Here is a 20,175-nt window from a genome sequence, read left to right as displayed (position 1 = left end):
TTTCGGCTCAGTCGCCGGTGCCGACGTAGGCCGCGAGGTGCTCGCCGGTGAGGGTGGATCGGGCGGCGACCAGGTCGGCGGGAGTGCCTTCGAAGACGATCCGACCGCCGTCGTGACCTGCACCGGGGCCGAGGTCGATGATCCAGTCGGCGTGCGCCATGACCGCCTGGTGGTGCTCGATGACGATCACCGACTTGCCCGAGTCGACGAGCCGGTCGAGCAGGCCGAGCAGTTGTTCCACATCGGCGAGGTGCAGGCCGGTGGTCGGCTCGTCGAGGACGTAGACGCCGCCCTTCTCGGCCATGTGCGTGGCCAACTTGAGCCGCTGCCGCTCGCCGCCGGAGAGGGTGGTGAGCGGCTGACCGAGGCTGAGGTAGCCGAGCCCGACGTCGGCGAGCCGGTCGAGGATGGCGTGCGCCGCCGGCACCCGAGCCTCCCCGGTGCCGAAGAACTCCTTGGCCTCGGCCACCGACATCCCGAGCACCTCGCTGATGTTGCGACCGCCGAGGTGGTATTCCAGCACCGACGCCTGGAACCGCTTTCCCTCACACTCCTCACAGGTGGTGGCGACGCCGGCCATCATCGCCAGGTCGGTGTAGATGACACCAGCACCGTTGCAGGTGGGGCAGGCACCCTCGGAGTTGGCGCTGAACAGGGCCGGCTTCACGCCGTTGGCCTTCGCGAACGCCTTGCGGATCGGCTCGAGCAGTCCGGTGTACGTCGCCGGGTTGCTCCGCCGTGAGCCGCGGATCGCGCCCTGGTCGATCGACACCACATCGGCATCGGCGGGAATCGACCCGTGTACGAGTGAACTCTTGCCGGAGCCGGCGACGCCGGTGATGACGGTGAGCACCCCGAGCGGAATGTCGACGTCGACGTCCTGGAGGTTGTGGGTGTTCGCGCCACGGATCGCCAACTTGCCGGTGGGGGTGCGTACGGTCTCCTTGACGGTGGCCCGGTCATCGAGGTGGCGGCCGGTGAGGGTGCCGCTGGCCCGCAGTTTCTCGACGGGGCCTTCGAAGCAGACGGAGCCACCCGCCGTACCGGCACCGGGGCCGAGGTCGACGACGTGGTCGGCGATCGCGATCGTCTCCGGCTTGTGCTCCACCACGAGCACCGTGTTGCCCTTGTCCCGCAGCCGCAGCAGCAGGTCGTTCATCCGCTGGATGTCGTGGGGGTGCAGACCGATGGTGGGCTCGTCGAAGACGTAGGTGACGTCGGTGAGTGCGGAGCCGAGGTGCCGGATCAGTTTCGTACGCTGCGCCTCGCCGCCCGACAGCGTCCCCGATGGCCGGTCGAGCGAGAGGTAGCCCAGCCCGATCTCCACGAACGAGTCGAGGGTGTGCTGCAGCGTGGTGAGCAGTGGTGCCACCGACGGCTCGTCGAGGCCCCGAACCCACTTGGCGAGGTCACTGATCTGCATCGCACACGCGTCGGCGATGTTGATTCCATTGATCTTCGACGAGCGGGCGGCCTCGCTGAGTCGGGTACCGCCGCAATCGGGGCAGGTGGTGAAGGTGACCGCCCGGTCCACGAAAGCCCGGATGTGTGGCTGCATCGCCTCCCGGTCCTTGACCAGCATCGACTTCTGGATTTTCGGGATCAGCCCCTCGTAGGTCAGGTTGATCCCGTCGACCTTGATCTTCGTCGGCTCCTTGTACAGCAGGTCGTGCAGCTCGCGCTTGTTGAACTTGCCGATTGGCTTGTCCGGGTCGAAGAACCCGCAGCCGCTGAAGATACGGCCGTACCAGCCGTCCACGCTGTAACCGGGGATCGTCAGCGCACCCTCGTTGAGCGACTTGCTGTCGTCGTACAAGGCGGACAGGTCGAAGTCGGTCACCTTGCCCATGCCCTCGCAGCGCGGGCACATGCCGCCGATCTGATTGAAGGTCGCCTTCTCGGCCTTCGTCTTACCGCCGCGCTCGACGGTGATCGCACCGCTGCCGCTCACCGAGGGGACGTTGAACGAGAAGGCCTGGGCTGAACCGACGTGCGGCTGGCCGAGCCGGCTGAAGAGGATGCGCAGCATCGCGTTGGCATCGGTCACGGTGCCGACGGTGGAGCGAGGATTGGCACCCAGGCGCTCCTGGTCAACGATGATCGCCGTGGTGAGCCCTGCCAGCAGATCGACCTCCGGCCGGGCCAGCGTCGGCATGAAACCCTGTACGAAGGCACTGTAGGTCTCGTTGATCATCCGCTGTGACTCGGCGGCGATCGTGCCGAACACCAGCGAACTCTTGCCCGAGCCGGAGACACCGGTGAAGACCGTCAGCCGCCGCTTCGGGATCTCGACGCTGACATTCTTGAGGTTGTTCTCGCGTGCGCCCTGGACGCGGATCAGATCGTGACTGTCGGCAACAGGCAGCGCGGGCGGCTGACTATCCGTCCTCGTGGCCCTGTTCATCGTGTCTCCCCCCGTTACGCGGGCCGCCTTCGCGGTCACCGCCTGCGTTGCCCAGCTTGAGCCAAGCCGCCTGGCTCGATCTAACCAGCTTCCCGCCGTACACCTGGTTTGCTGTTGTCGGGTCTGCCGTTGTTGGGTTTGTCGTTTTCGGCGGCGTCGCGTTTCGCGTTCACCGCCCCACGCCCGACTGTGGTGCCGGACGGCTCAGCGCGACTCCTGGATGCGGATCATGTTGCCGGCGGGATCGCGGAAGGCACAGTCGCGGACGCCGTACGGCTGCTCCGTCGGTTCCTGGACGACCTCGGCGTCGCTGGCCTGCAACCGTGCGAAGGTGTCGTCGAGGTCCTTGGTGGCCAGGTTGACGCCGAAGAAGCTGCCCTTGGCCATCAGTTCCAGGATGGTGCGGCGCTCGTCGTCGGTGAGACCGGGGGTGGCGGTTGGCGGGTGCAGGACGATGGACGTGTCGGGCTGGCCGGCCGGGCCGACCGTGATCCAGCGCATTCCCTCGTATCCGACGTCGTTGCGGACCTCGAAGCCGAGCGTGTCGCGGTAGAAGACCAGGGAGGCGTCCGGGTCGGTATGCGGGAGGAAGCTCGAGTGAATGGTGATGTTCATGGCAGTCACGCTAGTTGCGGCCCGCCGGCCGGTGCTTCTCGATTCCTGACCGGTCTGGTCACCTGTTTCGTCACACAGGCCGGCAGCCCCGCCGTCGCGTGCGTCACCTGACGCCGGTAGACGCTGGGCGGTACCCCGACCAGTTCGGTGAAGCGACTACTGAAGGTGCCCAGTGACGAACAGCCGACCGCGAAACAGACCTCGGTGACGTTGAGATCACCCCGCCGCAGCAGCGCCATCGCGCGCTCGATGCGCCGGGTCATCAGATAGGAGTACGGCGACTCGCCGTAGGCGAGCCGGAACTGACGACTGAGGTGCCCGGCCGACATGTGCTCCCCACGAGCGAGCGCCTCGACGTCCAGCGGCTGTGCGTACTCCCGGTCGATCCGGTCGCGGACGCGGCGCAGCCGGACGAGGTCGCCCAGCCGCTGCGCCGAGATGGAACCGCTGCTCACCTGCGAGATTGTGCCTCAACAGGGCCGGAATGTGGGGCACGTCGCATGGGCAGATGCGGGATGCCGTCCTCGACGTACTCCGGGCCGGTCACGGTGAACCCGTGCCGCTGATAGAAGGCGACCAGGTACGACTGCGCTTCCAGCACGCACGGCTGGGCCCCGACCAGGGCGAGCGCCTCGATCATCAGCCGGTCGGCGTACCCGTGACCCCGGGCCACCTTCGCCACCGCGACCCGGCCGATCCGTCGTACGCCCCCGGGGTCGGTGAGCAGGCGTAGGTAGGCCACCGGGGTGCTGTCCCGGTCCCAGGTCAGCCAGAGATGCTGGGTGCCCGGTTCGACGTCCCGTCCGTCGAGTTCGGGATACGGGCACTCCTGCTCGACCACGAACACGTCGATCCGGAGCCGAATCAGATCGTGGAAGGTACGGGCGTCCAGGTCGGCGAAGTGCGCCGCGTGGAACTGGGCGGGCTGGGACGGCATTCCGCGATGGTAGGCGGTGGTGGGCCACCCCCGCTCCGGGGTGTTAGGAAGGGGCCCTTCCTATACAGAAAGCGATAACAAGGGGCCCTTCCTAACATCACACCGGGTGGGCGCCGACCGCGTCGCGGAGCTTGGCGCCCTCGACGGTTTCTACGTTGCGGGCGCAGTGCGCGCAGCAGAAGAACCGGCCGGAGACCTCGACGCCGTGCCCGAGGATGCGGCACTGGCAGTGTTCGCAGATTGGCGCCAACCGATGGGCGGCGCACTCGAACGAGTCGAAGACGTGCACGTCGCCGCTGACGGTGTGTACCTCGAACGACATCCAGTAGTCGTTACCGCAGACCTCGCAGGTAGCCATGACAAACCCCCCGATTCACCGCAACCTGTGTCGAGGGTGCGGGACGGGGACGGCATCCGGGGCCAGAACGGCGAAATCCGCCCATCGCGGGTGACCGGCAGAACCGTCATGCCACGGGTGACCGGCGAGATCAGCTCAGCCGCGTTCGTTTGGGTCGAGACGGAGGGAGACGGAGTTGATGCAGTACCGCATGTTCGCCGGGGTGAAACCCTCACCCTCGAACCGGTGACCGAGATGCGAGTCGCAGTTGGCGCACCGGACCTCCGTACGGACCATGCCGAGTGAGCGGTCCTCGACGTACCGGATCGCGCCCGGCAGCGCCTGGTCGAAACTCGGCCAGCCACAGTGCGAGTCGAACTTCGTGTCACTGGAGAAGAGCTCGGCACCACACGCCCGGCAGTGGTAGACGCCCGGGGTCTTCGTCTCGACGTACTCGCCGGTCCACGGGCGCTCGGTGCCGGCTTGGCGCAGCACCCGGAACTCCTCCGGGGAGAGCCGTACCCGCCATTCGTCCTCGGAAGTGGGCAGATCGTTGCGGTCAACAGCCATGCCCCAACGGTACGACGATCGGTGATCATCGGCTGGCGAGGTGGGGCAGTTGCTGTCCGGCGCTGCCGGGCGTTACCTGGTTTCTGTCCTACCGGTGCCCTATGGTCGCGAAATGGGTGGTAGCACGAAGGCGCGGGCCGTCGAGGTCGAGGTGGCCGGGCACACCGTACGACTGAGCAGCCCGGATCGGGTCGTGTTTCCGGAGCGCGGCTTCACCAAACAGGATGTCTTCGACTACTACCTGGTGGTGGGCGATGGCATCCTGCGCGCCCTGCGGGACCGCCCCACCATGCTGCAACGCTTCCCGGACGGGCTCGGCGGGGAGATGTTCTTCCAGAAGCGGGTGCCGGCTCGGGGCGTCCCGCCGTGGCTACGCACTGCGGAGATCAGGTTCCCGAGTGGTCGTACCGCCGACGAACTGTGCCCGGTAGATCTGGCGCATGTGGCCTGGGCGGTGCAGATGAGCACCATCGTGTTCCATCCCTGGCCGGTGCGGGCCGCTGCGGTCGACCACCCCGACGAGTTGCGCATCGACCTGGACCCACAACCCGGCACCGACTTCGCCGACGCGGTGACGGCGGCCGGTGAGGTGCGTCAGATCCTCGCCGAGCTGGGGGCGACCGGCTATCCGAAGACCTCCGGTGGTCGTGGGGTGCACATCTACGTGCGTATCCACCCCCGGTGGACGTTCACCGAGGTGCGTCGGGCGGTGATCGCATTCGCCCGGGAGGTGGAGCGGCGCCGGCCGGAGTTGGTGACCACCGCCTGGTGGAAGGAGGAGCGCGGCGAGCGGGTGTTTCTGGACTACAACCAGATGGCCCGGGACCGCACGATCGCCTGCGCCTATTCGCTGCGGGCCAACGCCCGCGCCACCGTCTCCACCCCGGTCACCTGGGACGAGCTGACGGAGGTGGAGCCGGACGACTTCGACCTGGTCACGGTCCCGCAGCGGCTGGCGAAGCTCGGCGACCCGCATGCCGGCATCGACGACACCCCGTGGGACATCACGCCGTTGCTGGAGTGGGCCGAGCGCGACGACCGCGCCGGTTCGGGCGACCTGCCCTACCCGCCGGACCACCCGAAGATGCCCGGCGAACCGAAGCGGGTCCAGCCGTCGAAGGACCGTGACCGCAGGTCGTAACGATTCGAGTCCCGGCCGGAACGGAATGCTCAGCGCAGCGTGCGGTCCAGCGTGTACCGGCGTTGCAGCAGCATCGCCGCGACCATCAGCGCTGCGGGGGCCAGCCCGAACCCGAGCCGGATCATCGTGTGCGCCGACTCGGGCTGTACCACCTGGGTGCCGGCAGTGCTGGCGATGAACCCGCCGATGGCCAGGCAGGCGGAGTAGACGTAGGGGCCGAGCGCCCCGCCGATGGCCTCGGCCGCAGTCCACACACCGGTGTACGTCCCGGCGCGGGTGGTGCCGTCGGTACCGCCGGCCTGGATGACGTCCGGGACCATCGAGAAGGGCAGCAACTGCATGGCGGCGAACGCGATGCCAAGCACCGCGACCGCGCCGATGAGCACGGGCAGGCCGACCGTGTTGCCGAAGGCCAGCACGAGCGAGCCGAGCACGAAGGCACCCTGCGCGACGAGCAGACCGGGTTGCTTACCGATGCGTCGGGCCACGACGACCCATACCGGGGTGGCGACCAGCGCCGGTGCGACGAACGCGGCGACCAGCACCGTGGTCAGACCGGGGCGGCCGAGTTCGTACTGGGCGTAGTAGGGCACCGCGGCCAGCACCAGGTGGGTGGTGGTGGACATGGCCAGGTAGGAGCCGACCAGCCAACGGAACTGTCGGTCGCGCAACGCGACGAGCAGGGTACGCAGACCGGCCTTGCCGGGTGCGGCGGCGGTGACCGGGGTGGGGGCGGCTGCGTTCAGTCGCCGGGTACCGGCGACGCCGATCAGCATGGCGACCAGCATCGTCGCGCCGAGGATCAGGCCCATCCACGCGTACCCGTCGCGGGTCGGGTTCTCCCGGCCCGTCAGGATCGGTGCGAGCACGCCGCTGAGCAGGATGCCGATGGTGAGCACCACCATCCGGAAGCCCATCAGCCGGGTGCGCTCGTGGTAGCCGATGGCGAGATCGGCGGGGGTGGACAGGTAGGGCACCTGGTAGGCCGCGAACAGCAGATTACCGGCGATGAACGCCACCGTGACCCAGGCGGCGGCCGGGGTGCCGGTGAGCCCGCCGGGCACCGCGAACAGCGCGGCGAAGGCCAGCGGCAGTGCGCAACCTATCGTCAACAGCAACCGGCGGTGGCCCCGGCGGGCCAGGTCTACATCCGACACATGGCCGATCCACGGGTGCAGTAGTACGTCGGCGATCTTGGGGGCCAGCAGGACCAGCCCGGCGACCAGCGGTGTCACGGCCAGCACGTCGGTGAGGAAGTAGAGAAGCAGCAGGCCTGGCACAGTGACCCAGGTGCCCATGCCCAGCGATCCGCTGGCGAAGGCCAGCATGCCGCGGCGGGGTAGTCGTGCCGTGTCGACCATGCCGTCTCCTCGCCAAGCGGGTCCTTGTCTCCAACGCGCGCTGGATGCCGAGCGGGGTCCTTATCCAACGTGCGCTGGATATTAGGGCACGATGGAGCCCATGACCACACCCCGGAGAGGGCCCGGCCGCCCACCGCGCGCCGAGCGGCGGGCGACCGCAGAGTTGATCGTCGAAACCGCGTCGGTCCTGTTCGCTCGACGCGGGTTCGACGCGGTCGGCATGCGGGAGATCGCGGCCGCCTGCGGGGTGGACGTCGCGACCGTGCATCACCACGTGGGGACGAAGGCGGCACTGTACGAGCGCTGCTTCGAGCGGGTGTTCACCGCCGAGAGCGAGGCACTGGCCGCGACCGTGGCCGCCGCCCGGGGTGCGTTGGCGGCCGGGCCGGAAGCCGTCCTGGCCGCGCTGCACGAGGTGGTGGACGTCTTCGTCGACTTCCTGGAGGACCACCCCGAGACCACCGGCCTGTGGCTCCGTCGCTGGCAGGAGCCAGACCGGCACACCGAACTCGACGAGCGCTACTCCGCGCCGCTCTACCGGGCCGTCGAGCAGATGCTGACCGAGGCCGACGCCGCCGGCTTCCTCAACGAACCCCAGCCGCACCTCGCCGTACGCAGTCTGGTCTGGTCCGTGCACGCCCACGTCGTGGGGCTGCTCGCTGGCGCGGACAGTGCCCGGCGCCGTCGCGAGTTCCGCGCCTTCGCCCATCGCTGGCTCGACCGGATGTACCCCGTTCGCTGACTGTCGGCGGCTTGACGTGAGATCGCCTCGGGCGCACTATCCATCAGGCGTTGGATTAAATTAGGGGGCGGGGTATGCGGCCACGGGTTGCGGTGATCGGGGCGGGACCGTCCGGGCTGGCCACCCTCAAGGCACTGGCCGACCAGGGGGTCCCGGCCATCGGCTTCGACGCCGCGCCGCAGGTCGGTGGACTGTGGGTGTACGGCGCCCCGCACTCGTCGGCGTACCGCACCCTGCACCTGAACACCTCGCGGAGCCGTACCGAGTTCGCCGACCTGCCCATGCCCGCCGACTGGCCGGACTACCCCGACCACACCCGCGTCGCCGGCTACCTGCGCGACTATGCCCAGCGTTTCCACCTGTTGGATGCGGTACGGCTGGGACACACCGTGACCGAGGTCGCCCGCGACGGCGCGGGCTGGCGGGTCACCGCAGCGGGCCCCGACACGGTAACCACCACGCAGGTCGAGGCGGTCGTCGTCGCCAACGGCCACAACAGCCGACCAAGGCTGCCCTCGCCGCCCTACCCCGGTGAGCTGAGCGCCACCCAGTTGCACAGCCACGACTACCGTGACCCCGCACAACTCGCCGGGCGGCGGGTACTGGTCGTCGGCGGCGGCAACTCCGCCATGGATATCGCCGTCGACGCCTCACACGTGGCGGCGGGCACCCTGCTGTCCCTGCGTCGCGGCGTGTGGATCGTGCCCAAACATCTGCTCGGCAGGCCGTCGGACACCCTCAACGGCGCGCTGGCCAGGCGCCTGCCGTGGCGAATACGCCAGCGGATCAGCCAGACCATGCTGCGCGTGGTGGTCGGTCCGCCGCAGCGCTACGGTCTCCCCGCGCCCCGGCACGGCTTCCTGCAGGACCACCCGACCCTGTCGGACTCGTTGCTGTCCCGGATCAGCCACGGCGAGATCGGCGTACGCCCGGCCATCGCCCGTTTCGACGGCGAGCGCGTCCACTTCGCCGACGGTCGTACCGACGAGATCGACCTGGTCGTCTGGTGCACCGGGTACGACATCGACCTGCCGTTCCTCGACCCAGGGCTGCTCGGTGCCGGTGCCGACCGGTTGCCGCTGTTCCGGCACGTGTTCCACCAACAGGAACCCGGACTGATGTTCGTCGGGCTGATGCAGTCCACCGGTGCTGCGCTGCCCGTGGTCGAGGCGCAGGCCCGGCTCGTCGCCGCCTACCTGGCCGGGCGGTACGCCTTGCCCGACGCCGCCGTGCAGGCTGCCGACATCGCCGCCGAACTGCGGGCCGCCCAGGAGCGCTGGGGCGACCGTCGCCCCGCCATGCGTATCGACTTCGACGCCTACCTCGCGCTCGCGGCCGAGGAACTGACCGACGGCGCGGCCCGGGTTCGCCATGGTCAGGGCATGCGCTGGCCGGGCGCGGTCAATGTTCAGGAGGAGGCGGCCGGATGAGCACCCTTGCGGGTAGGCGGGTCATCGTCACCGGAGCGGGCGGCACCTTCGGCCGGCTGCTCTGCGCACGGCTGGAAGGAGCCGGTGCCGCTGTTGTCGGCATCGATCTGCGCGCCGACGGGGAGGGGACGACTCCGGTGATCGCCTGCGACCTCACCGATGGTGCCGCCGTGCCCGGCGCAGTGGGGCAGGCGGTCGACCTTCTGGGCGGTCTCGACCTGCTGATCAACAACGCCGGTGTCGGTGGACCCGCCCCGGCCGAACTGCCCCCCGACGACGCGGTCCGCCAGCAGTTCGAGGTGAACCTGATGGCGGCGTGGCACACCACCGCCGCTGCCGTACCAGCGTTGGAACGCAGTCGCGGCCGGGTCGTCTTCGTCTCCAGCCGGATGGCTCTGCTGCCGCTGCCGCTGGCCGCCAGTTACGGCGCCAGCAAGCGCGCCCTGGTCGCGTACGCCGATGCGTTACGTATGGAGGTCGGCACCCACATCGGGGTCAGCGTGGTCTACCCGAGCATGGTCGCGTCACCGATCCACGACGCCACGGCCGCTGCCGGCCTGTCCCTGCGGGGCGTCTCCCGGTATGAGCCGGTCGACGGTGTGGTCGACGCAATTTTGCGTGCGGCGACCGCCCGCAAGGCACCCCGGGACGTGGCCACCACCCCCCGTGGCCGCGTCGAGTTGTTCCTGGCCCGGCATCTGCCGTCGGTGGCGGCGGCCGTGGTGAGTCGCACCGTTGCGAGGCGCATCGCCGCCGGCGACCTGGACCAGGCTCCGCTGGCCGAGGGGATGCGTCGCCGCGCCGGCCGCAGGTAAGCCGCGCAGATCTTGCGTAGGTAACGATCAAGTAACGCGTCCAACCTTCCTCGCCGGATGCCGAGTCTCTTCGGCGTCGGCTCCGTGGGGAGCCCGGAGAGGCGTACATGAGGCTGGTCTTACGACGGGCACGCCAGGCGAGGGGACTTCTGCTGGCAGCCGGGGTGGCGGCGGCTGTCGCGACCGTGCTGGTCACCGGGTTGGCCAGTTACAACCAACAGGCGATCGAAGCCGGTCAGCGCAATGTGGTGCAGGCCGCGCCCGCAGCTGAGCGCAGCCTGCTGATCAGTGGATCCAGTGGCCGGACCCCGGCGGACTTCGCTGGTCGGGACACCGCGGTCCGGGCCCGGTTCACCGCAGGGTTGGGCGGCCAGCCGACGACGGTGACCGCCGCCCGGTACGGCACCGGTCGGGAATTGACCGGGGACCTCGGCGCGGCGGCACCCAGCAACGGCGAACCGGTCTTCGCCGCGATGGTGACCCTCGAAGGGCTGCCGGAGCACGCCGAACTTCTCGCCGGTACCTGGCCGGCCCCGGGCGGCACCCCGATGCAGGTTGCGCTGCCGGAGCGGGTCGCCGCTGGGCTGGGGCTGACCGTCGGCAGCCGGATTCCGCTCACCGATCGGGCCACCAAGCAGGCCAGCGAGGTCGTGGTGGCCGGCATCTGGCAGCCCCGGGACGTACAGGATCCGTACTGGCTGCTCGCCCCGGATGCGGTCAGCTCGTCCATCGCGTACGGGCCGTTCGTGCTGGACCCCGCAGACTTCGCCCGGACCTTCACCGGTACGACCTCGGTGAGCTGGCTGGTGGAACCGGACTTTCGGGGTGCTGATGCGGCCGTGCTCGCCGATGTCGTGCGGGACGCGGAGGCCGCTGCCGCCGACCTGCCTGCCCAGGCCGGCCTCGGTTCCTCCGGACAGGCGCTCACCGCCATTGATCGGCTCGGCGAGCGGCTGGCCCGGGCCGACCTGGTCGGCCGGTCCGCTCTGCTCACCCCACTGTTGCTCATTGTCGTCATCGGCGGGTACGCGCTGCTGCTCGTTGCGGCACTGCTCAACGAGGACCGGCGGGCCCAGAACGCCCTGCTGCGGGCCCGGGGCGCGGCCCGACACCAACTGGCCGGGTTCGCCGCCCGGGAAGCGGCGCTGGTGGTGCTGCCGGGTGCGCTGCTCGCCCCGCTGCTGACCAGCCAGGTGTTGCGGTACGCCGACCGCAGCAGCCTGCTCTCCGGGCTGGCGCTCGATCCGCAGCTCACCCTGCTCACCTGGCTGGTGGCCGGCGTGGCCGGGGGCGGGTGTCTGTTGATGATGCTCGGCCCGGCGTTGCGGCGGGGCACCACCTACATCGCGGACCTGGCCGCCCGGTCCCGGCCGGACCGGTCGGCGACGGTCCAGCGGGCCAGTGTCGACATCGCGCTGGTGGCGCTGGCGCTCCTGGCCTGGTTCCAGCTGCGGCAGTATTCCTCCCCGTTGGCCGGCACCGGCGACAGCCTCGGGATCGACCCGCTGCTCGCTGCCGCGCCTATCCTGGGCGTGCTCGCCGGTGCGGTGATCGCGCTGCGCCTGTTGCCGCCGGCGACCCGGTTCGCGGAGCGGTTCGTGGACCGGAGGCCCTGGACCGCGACCATGATCGGCATGTGGCAGGCGGGTCGCCGGCCGCACGCTGGTCCGGTGCTGCTGCTGGCGCTCGCCGTTGGCAGCAGCACCCTGGCCTTCTCGCTGAGCGCCACCTGGGAACGCTCGCTGACCGACCAGGCCGACCATCGGATCGGCGCGGACCTGCGGGTCACCGAGCGGGGCGGGGTCGCTCCCGTCGAGCGCTCCACCCAACTCGCCGGGCTGTCCGGGGTTCGGGCGGTGGCACCGGCCTGGCGGGACGATGTCCGACTCGGCTCGACGGAGAGCCCGGCCACCGTACTGGCGCTCGACGCCGCCACCGTCGACCAGGTGATGCGGTTCAGTAATCGGCTGGTCGACGACACCCCCCGAGCACTCTTCGACCGGATGACGGCGGCCCGGGTCACCGCCACCGGGGTCGACCTCTCCCCGGAGGACCGGAAGCTCACCGGTGTGGCCAGCATCGTGGCGTGGGAGGCCACCCAGTCGCAGTTGGTGACCACCAGCGCCCTCTTCACCAGCCCGGACGGCCGGCTGCTGCGCATACCACTGGCCCGTACCGACAGCGCAGGCAGCAAGGTCCGGTTCGCCGTCGACCTGCCGGACGCCGGAGGCCAGCCGCTGCGGCTCGTCGGGTTCGACATCGATGTCGGGGTCGCGTTGGCACGCGGCTACGGGCTACGCCTGACCGAGCTGAGCCTGTCCCGGTCGGACGGTACGAGTCAACCGGTCGACCTGGGGACCGGCAAGTGGTCAGTGGTGGACGGGAGGCAGTACGACCTGGCGCTGACCGGTGCCACCCCGGGCGTGGTGAGCACCAACTACCCCGTGCCGCTGGACAGAGAGGGTCGGTACCAGGGTTACCTCCGGTTTGTGGTGACCGGCGACCCAGGGGAGGCCCCGGTGCCGGCGGTGGTCACCCCGGCTGTGCTCAGTGCCTTGAGTGTGGAGGTGGGCGAGACCGTGACGGTGCGGCTCTCCGGGGCCTCGGTGCCGATCGTCGTGTTGGGGGTGGCGGAGGCGCTGCCGGGTACTGACGACGACTCCGCTGCCCTGCTGCTGGACCTGCCGTCGGCGGTGGTCCGGATGCTGCACGGCAGCATGACGGTGCGACCACCGTCGGAGTGGTGGCTCGCCACCAACCCGGGGCAGCACACCGAGGCGGCCGAGGCGGCGGCGAGACTTGCGGGGGCGACGGTGCAGGACCGGCTGGCGGTAGCCCGTGAGGCGGGGCGGGAGCCGTACTGGTTGGGGGCCCGGGGCGGCCTGCTCACTGCCGCCCTCGGTGCGGTCCTGCTCGCCCTGGTGGGGCTCGGGGTCGACGTGTGGGCGACCGCCCGACGACGACTGGCCGAACTGACGGTGCTGCACACCCTTGGCGCGGGGCCCCGGCTGCTGGCCCGGGCCCTCGTCACCGAGCAGGCGTTCCTTGCCAGCATCGGGGTCGTGGTGGGCCTGGTGGTTGGCGGCGCGGTCAGCGCGACTGTGGCACCGATGGTGATTCTGACCCCGGCCGCTGGTCGGCCGGTGCCGGAGCCGGCGTTCGAACTGCCCTGGCTGCCGGTTGGCGCGATCGGAATCGGGCTGTTGCTGGTCGCCATGCTGTTCAGCGGCCTGATCGCCGCCACTGTCCGGCAGCGCGTCGCCGCTGCCCAACTACGAATCGGGGGAGAACGATGACGGGGCGTGGGGGCGGCATGGGCGCGCTACGCCGGGTCTGGGCGTTCCGGGGGCACTACCTGTTGGTGGCGGTGCTCGCGATGGCGGTCGCCCTGCTGGTGACCTCGGTGCCCCGGATCGCCAACCGGCTGACCGACGAGGGGCTGCGCGAGCAGATGGCCGGCCAGCCACCCACCAGTCGGGACATCACCTACACGATGGCCACGCCGATGCGTGATCAGGTCGGACCGGAGCGGTTGGCGGTGCTGCGGAAGCAGATGTCGCCGGAGGTGAGTCGACTGGTGGGGGAGGAGTGGTTCACCGCCCAGACCCCGCCGAGCGTGGTCGAGCGACTCGACCCGGACAGCAAGGGTTTCTGGACCGAACTGGCGCTGCGCGCGTCGAGCGGGATCGAGACTGCCGCCACCATCGTGGACGGACGCTGGCCGGACACCAATCCGAGTTCTGGTGAGCCGGTCGAGGTGGCGATGGCCGAGAGCGCCGCAGCTGAGTTGGGCATGCGGGCTGGTCACCGGTTACGGACGAACAAGCCGGGCGTACCGGCGCTCGACTTGAAGATCGTCGGGATATTTCGGCCGCACGATCCGGGCAACGGGGTCTGGGATTCGCTGCCGCCCACCCTGCAGGTGGTCCCACCACCGGATGACGGAATGCCCTACACCGCCGTGGTGGTGACCAACTTCGTCCGGCTCCAAGCGCTGATGAACCTCCTACCGACCAGTTTCGAGTGGCGCTACCGGGTCGACCCGGCCCGGTTCGACGCGGCCCAGGCCGAAGCGGTCATCGACGCCCTGGTACGTCTCAACCGCACACTGCCGGGCGAGCTGAAGGTGACCCAGGGCATCGACAAGATGCTGCGCGAGTTCCTGGCGGCCCTCGCCTCGGCTCGGACCGTGCTCGCGATCATCTCGGCCGGGGTACTCGCCACCCTCGCCGGCCTGATCGGGCTATCCGCCGGGCTGATCGTCCGTCGTCGCCGCGAGGAGTTCGGCCTGCTCCGGGCCCGGGGTGGCGGGTGGCGCTCGATCGCGGGTCGGAGTCTCGCCGAAGCGCTACTGGTGGTGCCGCTGGCCATGGCGCTCGGCTGGGCGGTCGGGCTGGCCGTACCGGGGCGGGCCAGCGGCACCGCCTGGTACGTCGTACTCGGAGCTGTGTTGATCACACTCGCCGTACCGTTGGCGGTCGGGTTGAGCCGGCCCAGCCACGTCCAGCGCCGCCAGACGCGCGGCCCGGCCGGGCTGACCCGGCGGTTGACGGTGGAGATCTCCGTGCTGGTGCTCGCCGTACTCGGCACCGTCCTGCTCTATCGGCGCGGGTTGACCAGCGGAGCTGTGGATCCGTTGCTGATGTTGGTGCCGGTGCTGCTCGCCGTCGGTGTGGCCCTGGTCGTGCTGCGCGTCTACCCCTGGCCGGTACGACTCTTCGGGCGGTTGTCGGCACGTGGCCGGGGCACCGTCGCCTTCCTTGGCCTGGCCCGGGCCAGCCGATCGGTCGCCAGCACCCCGTTGATCGTGGTGATCCTCGCGGTGGCCACCACCGGGTTCTGTGCGGTCGCCAGGACTGCCATCGAGGACGGCCGGGACCGAGCCGCCGATCATGTGGTGCCGGCTGATGCCCTGCTCACCGCTGACCGGCTCGCACCGGACACCGCCGAGGCGCTGGCCGCGTTGCCGGGCGTTCGTGCGGTGACCGGGCTGACCAGCCAGTCGGGGCAGCGGATCATGCTTACCGACGGTGGGGCGAGTGGCCTCGACGAGGTGCAGGTGATGGTGCTGGACCTGCCGGCGTTCCGGCGGTTGGCGGCCGAGGCGGGCATCATGGTCGAACTGCCGGCAACGCTGACCGGCGCGGTCGCCGGATCCGGACCGGTGCCCGCCCTGGCGTCTCCCGAGGTCGCCGCCGAACTCTCCGGACCCGCCGCGATCTCGGTCCAGAACCGGCGTTACGAGTTCCAGATCGCCGCGGTCGAGGAGACGTTCCCGATGATCGCCCGATCCAGCGAGCGGTTCCTGGTGTTGCCCGCGCAGGCGCTGCCGTCCACACCGGACCAGCAACTCGTCCCGACCGGCTTCCTGGTCGCCGGGGAAGGCTACGATCCGGCTGCATTGCAGCAGGCCGGCGTCGAGGGACAGCAGCGCTACTACAGCAGCGGCCTGGGCACCGGTCGGCTGCCGGGGAGTCCTCCGACGCTCACGGAATGGTCCAGGGTCCGTGCCGAGTTGGCCGCGGGCGGGGCCAACGGGCTGCTCTTCTTCGGGTTTGGTGCCGGGGCGGTCGGGGGCGGCGTTCTTGGGCTGCTGGCCGTCGCCTTCGTGGTGCTCGCCGGAGCCGGGGCCCGGGGACGGGTGCTGTCTCGGCTGCGGACCATGGGGTTGTCCGCCCGACAGTGGCGGGGCCTGTTGTTGATGGAACTTGCCCCGCTGCTGGGGGTCTCGCTGCTGACCGGGGCGGCGGTCGGCGCGCTGCTGCCACTGGTGTTGACCCCGGTGCTCGGGTTGTCCACCTTCACCGACGGCCTCCCGGTACGGATCAGTTTCGAACCCACGCTGGTGGTCGGAATCGCCGTCTTCGGGGTGCTCGCCCTGCTCGTCGCCACCGTGCTGGAAACCACGATCAACCGTCGGATGCGTCTCGGTGACGTGCTCCGGCTCGGAGAGGAGACACCGTGACAACCACCGCAGAGCGAAATGCCGTACCCGATCTCGCCTCCCTGCAGCAGCGCGCGGCGGAGCAGGCCGCCGCGCGGGCCGGCGGGGCCGACCGGCTGCGGGGACACATCGTCTGCGACGGACTGGTGCGGATCTTCAAGACCGAGGGGGTGGAGGTGGTCGCCCTCCAGGGGCTCGACCTGGTGATCGACCGGGGCGAGCTGCTGGCCATCGTGGGTGCCTCCGGATCGGGCAAGTCGACGCTGCTCAACATCCTCTCCGGGCTGGACACCCCCACCGCCGGGATCGCCCGGGTGGCCGACTTCGACCTGCTCACCATGTCCACCAAGAGCCGACTGCGCTACCGCCGGCACACCGTCGGGTTCGTCTGGCAGCAGACCGGCCGCAACCTGCTGCCCTATCTGACCGCGCTGGAAAACGTCGAGCTGCCGATGCAACTGGCCGGCCGGCGCTCCCGTCGGGCCCGCCGGGAGCGGGCCCGGGAACTGCTGGACCTGGTCGGCGTGGGCTACTGCGCCGACCGTCGGCCGGGCCAGCTCAGCGGTGGTGAGCAGCAGCGGTGCGCGGTGGCGGTAGCGGTGGCCAACGACCCGGAGGTGCTCTTCGCCGACGAACCCACCGGCGAACTGGACGAGGCGACCGGTGCCGAGGTGTTCGGCGCACTACAGATGATCAACGCAGAGCTGGGGGTCACCGTCGTCGTGGTCACCCACGACCATGCCGTGGCCGACCATGTCCGTCGAACCGTTGCGATCCGCGACGGCCGGACCGCCTCGGAGGTACGCCGTACCGCCCGGACGGCCGCCGACGGCAGCACCGAGCTGGTCAGCGAGGAGTACGCGGTGCTCGACCGGACCGGGCGGCTGCAGTTGCCGGCGGCTTTTGTCGACGCGCTGTCGTTGCGCGACCGGGTCCGACTGAACCTGGAACCCGATCACGTTGAGGTAAGACCCGGTGAGCGGGACGACGTACGACCCGGCGAGCGAAACGAGACAACAGCATGAGTACGGAAATGGTCTGCGTCGAGAAGGTCAGCCGCACCTTCGGCAGTGGTGAACGGGCGGTGCACGCCGTACGGGAGGTGTCCTTCAGCGCCCGGCAGGGGGAGCTGGTGGCGGTCCGGGGCCGGTCCGGGGCGGGCAAGACCACGCTGCTCAACCTGATCGGCGGGCTGGACCGGCCCAACACCGGCCGGGTGGTGGTGGCCGGGCAGGACGTCACCGCCGCCAGCGAACAGGAACTGTTGGACCTGCGCCGAACCAAGGTCAGTTACGTCTTCCAGACCTTCGGCCTGATCCCGATCCTGTCGGCCGCCGAGAACGTGGGTGTTCCGCTGCGGCTGACCAAGGTGCCCCCGGCGCAGCGGGAGGAGCGGGTGGCCGTACTCCTGGAACTCGTCGGGTTGGGCGCGCACGCGGCGCAGCGCCCCAACGAGCTCTCCGGCGGTCAGCAGCAGCGGGTGGCGGTGGCCCGCGCCCTGGCCAACGATCCGGCCCTGCTCATCGCCGATGAGCCGACTGGTCAGCTCGACTCGGAAACCGGGCGGTCCATCATGGACCTGCTGCGGGCCGTGGTGCACGCCCGGAAGATGACCGCCCTGGTGGCGACGCACGATCCGGCGCTGATCGATCTGGCCGACCGGACCCTGGTGCTGCGGGACGGGCGGCTGGTCGAGGGGTAGCGGCGGGGGCGGTGCTCTCCTCGCCGGGTGGAGCCCTCGCTCTGACAGGTGGCCGATCAACTTAAATATCGGAGGGCATCGCTTTCTCGGGTACTGTGGCCACGCCATGCTGTGCTGTAGATGGACCATGGGGGACTGCATGCTCCGCGAACGTGTTTGGCTGTCTTGTTCTTACTTGCGGATCGGCCGAGGACGAGCAGCACTGATGGTCCTTGCCATGGCTGGTGTCGTGGTGCTGCCCGCTTCGCCTGCGGCGGCATCCGTCCCGAATGCCCCCACCAATCAACTGTCCGACGGGAAGCCTTGTGTTACCGGCCCAGGCCGGCCCTATGTGTTGACCACGACCCCGGTACTGGCCGCGATGCAGGGCGACCCGGATTCCGGTCAGCAGTCGTTGACCACGTCGTTCTACTGGTGGCCGCAGGGTGGGGCACGTAACGAGACGGACAAGCTGTCCCAGTCGGCGGGCAATCCGTCATCGGTGTCGGTGACAATCCCGTCGGGGCGGCTGACCGACGGCTCGACCTACGTCTGGCAGTCCCGTACCTGGGATGGTCTTGAATTCGGTGGCTGGTCGGACACCTGCGAGTTCACTGTGGATACGACGCCGCCACCGGCACCAGGAACCGTGACGTCGGTCGACTATCCGGCCGACGGAGCGCCACACGGTGGGGTGGGGCTTCCGGGAGCCTTCGAGGTGGCCCCGCCGTCGGAGCGTGCACATGAGGTGAAGGAGTACGCCTGGACGCTTGACTCGGGTGTGTTTGCCGGTGCCCCAACTGTGCCCGCTCGCCCCACGGATCATGGTGCGACGATCACGATCAACCCGGTGCACGACGGAGTCAACACGCTTCGGGTGTGGGCGAAGGACGATGCCGGCCGGTTCTCGACGACCCCACAGACCTACACCTTCACCGTACGGGCCCCGGCTGGCCCGGCAGCCACCTGGAACTTCGACGAGGCCAGTGGCGACGCTACCGATGGGCGGCAGCACGGCAACACGGCGACGTTGACCGGTGGTGCGACCCGGACCACCGGCCGGGGCGGCGTGGGTGGTGCGTTGTCGCTCAATGGATCAACGGCGTACGCGACCACCACCGGACCGGCAATGACGCCACATCCGGACACTGCGGTGATGACACCGGTGCGTACCGACACCAGCTTCACCGTCACTGCTCGGGTACGCCTTGCCGCCACCGGTGGGGCCGGGCAGTCCACGGTCGTGGCTGCCAACGGTTCCCGGACGGCTGCCTACGCCCTGGGCTATTCGGGGCTGGACAACCGGTGGCGTTTCCACATGGCCGGCGCGGACGCGGACGATCCAGCGCTGTTCAGCGTATTTTCCGATGCGGTGCCGACGGCCGGTAGCTGGACCCATCTGGCGGCGGTGTACGACGCGGCGACCGGGCAGTTGACCCTCTATGTCAACGGCGTGGCCCAGAGTTCAACTTCGGTCTTGACCGGTGGGTTCAACGCCACCGGCGACGTCACGATCGGCAAGAGCAGGTGGAACGGTGTCGATGCCGGCTACTTCGACGGGGCCGTCGACGACGTACGGATCTACAACTACGTCGAGACCCCGACCAACCTGGCCCAGATGGCTGTGCCACTGCAACCGTCGATCTCGTTCCCCAACGGCAGCACCGCATCGGTGGGTGGTCAGCTCATCGTCGTACTCGACGCTGGCGGCGACAGTAACGTGACGAAGTTCCGCTACAGCGTCGGCGGCACCACCTTGAACACGGAGGTGGTCGCGACCACACCCGGTGGCACCGCCAGCGTGACGATCGACGTTGGCAGCGTCACCGGTCAGCGGCCGTTGTATGCGATCGCCGTTGACGACGGCAACCGCGTTGGCCATATGTCCGCAGGGCAGTTCACCGTGACAACGGACGTGAGCTTGACCGGCACGGTGTTCGACACGTCGACCTTCATGCCGGTGGCCGGGGCCGTCGTCCAGCTTGCCCCGGGTGGAATGCAGGCCGTTACCGGCCCAGACGGGGTCTACACCTTCCGTGGCATCGCCCCGGGGACGTACGAGCTGTCCTGCACCTACGGTGGCATGTCGAGCAGTAGTCAGGTGACGATCGAGGGACAGGGCGGCCAGTGGTGGGACATCTACCTCTTCCCGTAACCGGCCGGGTCGAAAGGCCCTACCAGCAGGGCAAACTCGCCTG

16 protein-coding genes are annotated in these 20,175 nt (G+C 69.6%); 9 read left to right on the top strand and 7 right to left on the bottom strand.

Annotated elements, in window-relative coordinates:
• Window positions 1-7: 7 nt before the first annotated feature.
• From ACWDV4_RS11335 to msrB, 6 genes are all read right to left on the bottom strand, one after another.
• Window positions 8-2,404, bottom strand: coding sequence for an ATP-binding cassette domain-containing protein (locus ACWDV4_RS11335; protein WP_449976905.1), 2,397 nt, complete (start codon window positions 2,402-2,404; stop codon window positions 8-10).
• A 204-nt stretch (window positions 2,405-2,608) separates the two neighbouring features.
• A complete protein-coding gene (locus ACWDV4_RS11330) occupies window positions 2,609-3,019 on the bottom strand; it encodes a VOC family protein (RefSeq protein ID WP_449976903.1) in 411 nt (136 codons plus the stop codon).
• Between the two features lie 5 nt (window positions 3,020-3,024).
• Window positions 3,025-3,474 (bottom strand): helix-turn-helix transcriptional regulator, encoded by a 450-nt coding sequence (locus ACWDV4_RS11325; RefSeq protein WP_449976900.1) that lies wholly within the window; start codon window positions 3,472-3,474, stop codon window positions 3,025-3,027.
• Window positions 3,471-3,956: a GNAT family N-acetyltransferase gene (locus ACWDV4_RS11320; RefSeq protein ID WP_449976898.1), complete on the bottom strand. Its 486-nt coding sequence runs from the start codon at window positions 3,954-3,956 to the stop codon at window positions 3,471-3,473. The genes ACWDV4_RS11325 and ACWDV4_RS11320 overlap by 4 nt, the downstream gene beginning before the upstream one ends.
• A gap of 97 nt (window positions 3,957-4,053) precedes the next feature.
• The gene (locus ACWDV4_RS11315) at window positions 4,054-4,314 is read right to left on the bottom strand and encodes a Prokaryotic metallothionein (RefSeq protein ID WP_449976895.1); all 261 of its coding nucleotides are present in this window, start codon (window positions 4,312-4,314) and stop codon (window positions 4,054-4,056) included.
• 135 nt (window positions 4,315-4,449) lie between these two features.
• The gene (msrB, locus tag ACWDV4_RS11310) at window positions 4,450-4,863 is read right to left on the bottom strand and encodes a peptide-methionine (R)-S-oxide reductase MsrB (protein WP_449976893.1); all 414 of its coding nucleotides are present in this window, start codon (window positions 4,861-4,863) and stop codon (window positions 4,450-4,452) included.
• Between the two features lie 112 nt (window positions 4,864-4,975).
• Between msrB and ligD the strand changes: the two genes are divergently transcribed.
• Window positions 4,976-6,004 carry a non-homologous end-joining DNA ligase gene (gene ligD / locus ACWDV4_RS11305; RefSeq protein WP_449976891.1) on the top strand — a complete coding sequence of 343 codons (1,029 nt, stop codon included), beginning with the start codon at window positions 4,976-4,978 and terminating at the stop codon, window positions 6,002-6,004.
• A gap of 29 nt (window positions 6,005-6,033) precedes the next feature.
• Here ligD and ACWDV4_RS11300 read toward each other — a convergent pair whose 3' ends face one another.
• Window positions 6,034-7,365, bottom strand: a complete 1,332-nt coding sequence (locus tag ACWDV4_RS11300) for an MFS transporter (protein ID WP_449976889.1) — start codon at window positions 7,363-7,365, stop codon at window positions 6,034-6,036.
• Between the two features lie 100 nt (window positions 7,366-7,465).
• On the opposite strand from ACWDV4_RS11300, the gene ACWDV4_RS11295 reads away from it, so the two are divergent.
• The 8 genes from ACWDV4_RS11295 (at window position 7,466) to ACWDV4_RS11260 (ending at window position 20,132) form a co-directional block, all read left to right on the top strand.
• Window positions 7,466-8,107 (top strand): TetR/AcrR family transcriptional regulator, encoded by a 642-nt coding sequence (locus tag ACWDV4_RS11295; protein WP_449976887.1) that lies wholly within the window; start codon window positions 7,466-7,468, stop codon window positions 8,105-8,107.
• Window positions 8,108-8,181: 74 nt separating this feature from the next.
• Window positions 8,182-9,537, top strand: a complete 1,356-nt coding sequence (locus tag ACWDV4_RS11290) for a flavin-containing monooxygenase (RefSeq protein WP_449976885.1) — start codon at window positions 8,182-8,184, stop codon at window positions 9,535-9,537.
• The gene (locus ACWDV4_RS11285) at window positions 9,534-10,352 is read left to right on the top strand and encodes an SDR family NAD(P)-dependent oxidoreductase (RefSeq protein ID WP_449976883.1); all 819 of its coding nucleotides are present in this window, start codon (window positions 9,534-9,536) and stop codon (window positions 10,350-10,352) included. The genes ACWDV4_RS11290 and ACWDV4_RS11285 overlap by 4 nt, the downstream gene beginning before the upstream one ends.
• 107 nt (window positions 10,353-10,459) lie before the next feature.
• Window positions 10,460-13,648, top strand: a complete 3,189-nt coding sequence (locus ACWDV4_RS11280) for an FtsX-like permease family protein (protein ID WP_449976880.1) — start codon at window positions 10,460-10,462, stop codon at window positions 13,646-13,648.
• Window positions 13,645-16,317, top strand: a complete 2,673-nt coding sequence (locus ACWDV4_RS11275; protein WP_449976878.1) for an FtsX-like permease family protein — start codon at window positions 13,645-13,647, stop codon at window positions 16,315-16,317. Before ACWDV4_RS11280 ends, ACWDV4_RS11275 begins: the two co-directional genes overlap by 4 nt.
• Window positions 16,314-17,321, top strand: a complete 1,008-nt coding sequence (locus ACWDV4_RS11270; protein WP_449976876.1) for an ABC transporter ATP-binding protein — start codon at window positions 16,314-16,316, stop codon at window positions 17,319-17,321. The genes ACWDV4_RS11275 and ACWDV4_RS11270 overlap by 4 nt, the downstream gene beginning before the upstream one ends.
• Window positions 17,318-17,998 (top strand): ABC transporter ATP-binding protein, encoded by a 681-nt coding sequence (locus tag ACWDV4_RS11265; protein WP_449976873.1) that lies wholly within the window; start codon window positions 17,318-17,320, stop codon window positions 17,996-17,998. Before ACWDV4_RS11270 ends, ACWDV4_RS11265 begins: the two co-directional genes overlap by 4 nt.
• Window positions 17,999-18,215: 217 nt before the next feature.
• Complete coding sequence (locus tag ACWDV4_RS11260; protein WP_449976870.1) at window positions 18,216-20,132, top strand: LamG-like jellyroll fold domain-containing protein; 1,917 nt, start codon at window positions 18,216-18,218, stop codon at window positions 20,130-20,132.
• The last annotated feature ends 43 nt before the right edge of the window (window positions 20,133-20,175 follow it).

It is taken from the genome of Micromonospora sp. NPDC003197 (assembly GCF_053590565.1).
This window is presented reverse-complemented; position numbering and strand designations above follow the sequence as displayed.

Coding starts and splice junctions, on each gene's coding strand:
- ACWDV4_RS11300 (WP_449976889.1), bottom strand. CDS start 7,365: ATGGTCGACACGGCACGACTACCCCGCCGCGGCATGCTGGCCTTCGCC.
- ACWDV4_RS11335 (WP_449976905.1), bottom strand. CDS start 2,404: ATGAACAGGGCCACGAGGACGGATAGTCAGCCGCCCGCGCTGCCTGTT.
- ACWDV4_RS11285 (WP_449976883.1), top strand. CDS start 9,534: ATGAGCACCCTTGCGGGTAGGCGGGTCATCGTCACCGGAGCGGGCGGC.
- ACWDV4_RS11265 (WP_449976873.1), top strand. CDS start 17,318: ATGAGTACGGAAATGGTCTGCGTCGAGAAGGTCAGCCGCACCTTCGGC.
- ACWDV4_RS11315 (WP_449976895.1), bottom strand. CDS start 4,314: ATGGCTACCTGCGAGGTCTGCGGTAACGACTACTGGATGTCGTTCGAG.
- msrB (WP_449976893.1), bottom strand. CDS start 4,863: ATGGCTGTTGACCGCAACGATCTGCCCACTTCCGAGGACGAATGGCGG.
- ACWDV4_RS11260 (WP_449976870.1), top strand. CDS start 18,216: ATGGCTGGTGTCGTGGTGCTGCCCGCTTCGCCTGCGGCGGCATCCGTC.
- ACWDV4_RS11320 (WP_449976898.1), bottom strand. CDS start 3,956: ATGCCGTCCCAGCCCGCCCAGTTCCACGCGGCGCACTTCGCCGACCTG.
- ACWDV4_RS11290 (WP_449976885.1), top strand. CDS start 8,182: ATGCGGCCACGGGTTGCGGTGATCGGGGCGGGACCGTCCGGGCTGGCC.
- ACWDV4_RS11280 (WP_449976880.1), top strand. CDS start 10,460: ATGAGGCTGGTCTTACGACGGGCACGCCAGGCGAGGGGACTTCTGCTG.
- ACWDV4_RS11330 (WP_449976903.1), bottom strand. CDS start 3,019: ATGAACATCACCATTCACTCGAGCTTCCTCCCGCATACCGACCCGGAC.
- ligD (WP_449976891.1), top strand. CDS start 4,976: ATGGGTGGTAGCACGAAGGCGCGGGCCGTCGAGGTCGAGGTGGCCGGG.
- ACWDV4_RS11295 (WP_449976887.1), top strand. CDS start 7,466: ATGACCACACCCCGGAGAGGGCCCGGCCGCCCACCGCGCGCCGAGCGG.
- ACWDV4_RS11275 (WP_449976878.1), top strand. CDS start 13,645: ATGACGGGGCGTGGGGGCGGCATGGGCGCGCTACGCCGGGTCTGGGCG.